The organism is Frankia sp. CeCAU1, from assembly GCF_977971845.1.
The window spans coordinates 1-5,721 of the sequence record NZ_CDWWXA010000016.1 but is presented as its reverse complement, the minus strand read 5'-3'; the positions used below and the strand labels follow the sequence as shown (position 1 = coordinate 5,721).

The following is a 5,721-nucleotide window of genomic DNA, read 5'->3' as shown; positions in this document are numbered from 1 at the left end:
AGGCGTCCGGGCGGGTGGAGAGTGCCTCCGTGCTGCTGCTGAGCTCGCTGGCCAGCGCGATGTTCGTCATCCTCGGCTTCCTGCTAACCATTATGATCATCTCGCGGCGATGGCTGCTCCGCCCGATCGGAGCGTTGCAGCGATCCGTCAACGCGGTGGCCGCCGGTCGCTACGACACCCGGATCCCCTCCGTCGGCCCCAAGGAGATCGTGGAGCTGGCCGCCGACGTCGAGACGATGCGCGCCCAGCTGGTGCGGCTTGTCCGCCAGAACGAGCGGTCGTGGGAAGCCCTGGCCCAGCAGGGACCCGCCGTGATCGCATTGCGGGACGCGCTCACGCCCTCGCTCCTGCGGGCCCGCGGCCTGGTCCTGCACGGCCGGGTCGATCCGGCCGAGGGCGAACTTGCCGGGGACTGGTACGACGCCTTCGAGCTGCCCGACGGGCGGGTCGCCGTCGTGGTCGGTGACGTCTCCGGTCATGGAGCCGCGGCCGGGGTCTTCGCGTTGCGGCTCAAGCAACTGCTCGACGCGGCTCTGTCGACGGAGATCGATCCCGGTCGGGCCCTGGAGTGGACGGTGGACAACCTCGGCGAGATCGAAGAGATGTTCGCGACCGCGATCATTGCCGTCGTCGACCCGCGGACCGGGGACCTGTACTACGTCAACGCCGGTCATCCCGACGTGCTACTGCTGCGCCGGGCGGTGCCCGGGAACCCCGGGAACATGGCGTCGGCGGGCGAGTCGCCCGTGGGCGAGGTGTGGGTGGGTGAGCTGCCCGCAGGCAAGGTACCTGCGGACGCGGTGCTTCCCGGTGAGGCATCCTCACCGCAGATACCCGCTCCGACCGCTCACCTGGTCGGACCCCGCGATCCCGCCCGGCCGGGATGCGGCCCCGGTGACGGGGCGGGCGGATCCATCATGGCGGCTGCTGTTGGATCCGCGCAGGCTGTTGGATCGGCCTGCGGGCCGGGGAATGGGGCGAACGGTGCCGGCCCCGGGTCCGGTCGGGTGCCGGGAGCCGGTTCCATCGTCGGTTCCCGGCTGGAAACGGCGCAGGTCGTTCGGCTGCCTCCGACGGGCCCGTTGATGTCGAGCCTGCTCGCGGAGCCCGGGGCGTGGGGAATCCAGACGCTGCGGCTCGAACCGGGCGACGTGCTCTTCGCCTACACCGACGGACTGGTGGAGGCGCGTGACGAGGCCGGGCGGCAGTTCGGGCTGCACCGGCTGATCGCCGAGATCCTGCGCGATCCCACGCGCACGCCGGTGGCGCTGCTCGACGACGCCTTCGACGCGGTTCGCCGGTACGCGCCCGGGCGGCAGGGCGACGACCGTACGGCGATCATCCTCGCCCGTACCGCCCAGCGTGGCTCCACGATCGCGCCCGGAGAGTCATAGCGCCGACATCGGCGTGGTTGCCGGCCATTTCGGGTAGAAGACGCCCATGAACGACGAGTCCGGCCTGGACCGGCCCACCCGCTCGACCCGGTCTCCGCGATCTCTGCGGTCTCCGTCGTCCCGACTCAGCCCACTGCGGTTGATCGTCGCCGTCGCCGTCGCCGTCGTCGCTGTCATCGTGCTCGTCCTCGCCGGCATCGCCCTGGTGGCGGGATGGCGGCCGAGCCTGCCGAACCCGTTCGAGGAGAGGACGGTCGACCGCAGTTCCCCGGCGGTGCTGCGTTCCCTGGAAGAGCTGAGCGACTATCACGCCGCCAGCGCCCACTTCGAGGTGGTGGTCGACCTCGAGAAGGACAGCAAGTGGATCCCTGATGTGCTGCGCGGCGAGCGCACCCTGTTCGTCGGGGTCGGTACCGTCGACTCGGTGATCAATTTTGGTGCGCTCGGCAAGGACGCGGTCACCGTCTCCCCGGACCGTCGTGTGGTCACCATCGAGTTGCCGAACCCGACGCTGTCCAGGCCCGAGCTGGATCTCGACCACAGCTACGTGGTGGCCCGCCAGCGCGGCGCGCTGAACCGCGTCGGCGGGTTGTTCGGTGGGGTCGGCACCGACCAGGAGCTCTACCGGACCGCGTCGGCGCGGATGACCGACGCGGCGAAGACGGACGGTCAGGTGCTCGACCTGGGCAGGAAGAACACCACCGCCATGCTGCGCGGTCTACTCGGCGCGCTGGGCTTTACCGACGTCAGGGTGACCTACGCAGCCGACCGCCGCTAGGCGAACGGAGTGCTCAGTCCGTCGCAGTCAGCCTGTCTTCGCCAGCCCGGCGACCACCCGGTCGATCTCGGCCCGGAAATGCTCCGAGATCTTGATGATGTGCGGTTCGCGGAGCAGGTAGAAATGCTCACAGGGAACGAAATGGGTGTCATGGCTCCCGGTGAGGAATGCCGACCATGCGTCCTCCTGGTCCGGATTCTCCGCCGATCGGTACACGAGGGTCCGGCCGGGCCATGGCCGCGGTCGGTAGAAACGTTCGAGAAGCCGCCCGTGGTTGAAGAAGACGTCGAACTGCTCCAGCCCGCCGAACTGTACGACCCCGGTGAGCGGAATCTGCACCATTTTCTTGAGGGTCGCCTTGCTGGTGAAGTTCGCCCGCTGTTCGGGTAGCAGCTTCTGGGTGAACCGCGCCAGCCGGCCGCGGTAACCGCGCGCGTGGTCCTCGGCTGCCTTCGACGACCCGGTGGCTCCGTCCGACCCGGCGGTGCCGCCCGACCCGGCCGACTCGATCCGCAGCGAGGCCGGCAGGTAGGTGTCCATGATGGACAGGAAACCGACCTCTTCTCCCGCGGCGGCGAGCTGCTGGGCGATCTCCATGGCGATCAGGCCACCCAGCGAGTGCCCGGCGAGCAGGTAGGGACCCCGGGGAGCCAGGACGCGGATGATCTCCAGGTGGCGGCGGGCGGTCCGCGCGACGCTCCAGTCCGGGACGCCCCGCCGCTCCAGCCCGTGCGCCTGGAAGGCGTAGACCGGCTGGTCGTCGCCGAGGCGGCGGGCCAGTGAGTGGAAGCCGAGGGCGAGCGCGCCGGCCCCGGCGAAGCAGAACAGCGGCGGCCGCGAGCCGGTGGTGCGCAGGGGGACGACGGTGGGGTGTCGCGGACCCGACTGCTGCGCGAGTGACAGCGCGCGGGCGAACTCGCCCAGCGTCGGCGCGTCGACCAGTGCCGATGACGGCATGGTGATCCCGAGCTTCTCCGCGACCAGGGTGAGCAGCTCGTTCGCGGCCAGGGAGTCGCCGCCGAGCTCCATGAAGTCGTCCCCGATGCCGACCTCCTCGAGATCGAGAACCCGCGTCCAGATGTCGGCGACGACGATCTCCCACTGCGTTCTCGGCCGGGCGGAGACGGCCGGGGCCTCCGGCGGGGGCGGCAGCGCGCCCCGGTCCACCTTGCCGCGTTCGTTGCGGGGCAGTTCTGCCAGGGGGATGATCATCGTCGGGACCATCCAGACCGGCAGCTTCTCGCGCAGCCTCCGCCGGATTCGGACCGGGGACAGGGTGTTGCCGTGTACCGCCGGCACGACATAGGCAACCAGCCGGTTCCGCGCCGAAGGATGCGCAACGGCGGTGACGACCGCCTCGGCGATCTCCGCGGAGCTCAGCAGCGCCGCCTCCACCTCGCTCGGTTCGACGAGATAGCCACGGATCTTCACCGCCGCGTCCCGGCGGCCGAGCAGGATCAGCGTGCCGTCGGGTTCGAACCGGCCGACGTCGCCGGTCCGGCAGGTGGTCCGGCCATCGGTGAGCGGGGTGAAGCGGGACGTCGTCATCTCCGCATTCCCCCAGTACCCGGCCGACAGGTAGGCCGAGGTGACCTCCACGTCGCCTACCTCGCCGGGATCGGCGGGCGTGCCGTCCTCGCGACGCAGTACCACCTCCTTGCCGGTCGCCGGCAGGCCTGCGGGTACCGTGCCCGCGGGCGGCTGCGTGCCCGGCGGGACCTCGAAGAAGCCGAGGGATGCGATCTCGGAGGCACCGGACCAGTTCACGTAGGTACACGCCGGTGGCACGTGCGGCCGCAGCGCCGTGATGTCGCGTCCGTAGACGGCCTCCCCGCACGTGGTCACAATCCGCAGGTCGGCGAGGACCTGGTCCGGTTCGAGCGAGCCGACGAGGGAGCGCAGCAGAGACGGAGTGGTCTGCAGCGCGGTCAGGTGCTGCGAGGAGATCCAGTCGGCGAGGCCGCTCAGGCCCGCCGCCCGTGGATCATAGGCATACACCCCGGCCCCGTTGAGTAGACCGAACACCACCACGGTGATGCCGGCGGCGAACGAGTACGGCAGCACGAGGGCCAGCCGGTCGCCCGGCGCGAAACCGAGACGTTCGGCGCCGGCGTAGGCGTCGCACAGGAACGTGCCGTTGGTCCACACCACGCCCTTGGGTGCGCCGGTCGAACCGGAGGTGAACACGATGCAGGCCGGATCGTCGACCAGCGGCTGCGGCCACCAGACCGCGTCCGCGCCGTTTGCCGCGATCCACCGGGCGCCGTCCGCGGCAGCCGTGGCGAGGTCCAGGACGTGGCGGGGGCCACCCCCGGCCAGCGCGGTGAGCAGGGCGTCCGGATTCATGCTGGATTCGGACGTGGCTTTCGAACCGTTGGTCCCCACCGGCTGCAGGCCCACCGTCGAGCGGGCCACGGAGCTGTCGCCCAGGTCGGTCAGCAGGGCCACGCAGCCGGCCTGCCGAACGATCTGCGCCATCCGCTCGGCGGGCACCATCGGATCCAGCGGGACGACCGGGCGTCCGGTTTTCAGGACGCCCAGCACGCCCAGCAGGCCGGCCACGCTGTGCGGCAGCAGGGTCGCGACCGGACCGTCCTCGTTCGCGTCGAGGCGGCCGAGGACCGCCATCGCGATGTCATCGGTCCGGCGATCAGCCTCGGCGAAGGTCATGACGACGCCGGGCGAGACCAGCGCGGGTGTATCGGGCAGGTGCGTGGCGACCTCCCGGAACCGGCTGACCACCGAGGCCGGCAGGTCGTCGAAGTGCAACGCCGGGAAGAACGCGCCACCTTCAGGCGTCGCGACCGCAAGGGACACGCGCCGACCGCTTTCGTTCAAAGCCACTCCCTCGTCCTGTCCTCTCTCGGCGTCATCGGCTTACAGCGGATGACGATGATCTTGTATCCTCGCCGGTCCTCATCTCGTCAACCGGGTGCGGCTGGTTACCCCTGATCGGGGGGCGGGCCTCGAATCCCGTATGGTCACGGATGCGCCGGGGCCGGGGCCGGTGCCGGGCGGCTGCGCGATGGGACGGGCCGTTTGTGGTAACTCCGTCCAACAATCTCGTACGGTGCTGCCTCGTACGGTGCTGCAACCGTTCGCTCGTGGTACACGAACAGCCTCCCCAACACGCAGTCCGGTATGGCGCGTGCGACTTTATACCACGGTGCTGTGGCTATCTTGTGGTCACTCCCGGTAACCCTCACTCAAGGGGTAGTTTGTCGGTGGTAATCGGGCTTCGGGTATGTACGGCGCAAACGATTTGCCGTGATCCCGGACTAATTTGATCCCGGGTCGGCGGTTCGGCTGATGGTGCCCGGATCCGGTGCCGCCATTCCGCGGCGTCACGGCGGCCCGGTGGCCCGGTGTCACGGCGGCCCGGTGGCCCGGTGTCACGGCGGCCCGGTGTCACGGCGGCCCGGTGTCACGGCGGCCCGGTGTCACGGTGTCACGGCGGCTCGCGGCCGCACGATCGCCGGCTTCTCGCTCCGAGCGATCCGGCCCGCCGCGGCGGGCCGGAGCCGAGGCCCCACCGCCCCACCGCCCGGC

At 70.4% G+C, this 5,721-nt stretch carries 3 protein-coding genes; 2 read left to right on the top strand and 1 reads right to left on the bottom strand.

Translation table 11 applies throughout. From position 1 onward, the window contains the following. Window positions 1–1,394, top strand: a 1,394-nt coding sequence (locus AC08OO_RS05165; RefSeq protein ID WP_476618278.1) for a PP2C family protein-serine/threonine phosphatase, incomplete at its 5' end; no start/stop codon positions are given. 46 nt (window positions 1,395–1,440) lie between these two features. Continuing rightward, entirely contained in the window at window positions 1,441–2,172 is a 732-nt protein-coding gene (locus AC08OO_RS05160; protein WP_476609786.1) for a DUF4230 domain-containing protein, read from the top strand. 27 nt (window positions 2,173–2,199) lie between these two features. Here AC08OO_RS05160 and AC08OO_RS05155 read toward each other — a convergent pair whose 3' ends face one another. Continuing rightward, complete coding sequence (locus AC08OO_RS05155; protein WP_476609785.1) at window positions 2,200–4,989, bottom strand: non-ribosomal peptide synthetase; 2,790 nt, start codon at window positions 4,987–4,989, stop codon at window positions 2,200–2,202. Window positions 4,990–5,721: the final 732 nt, after the last annotated feature.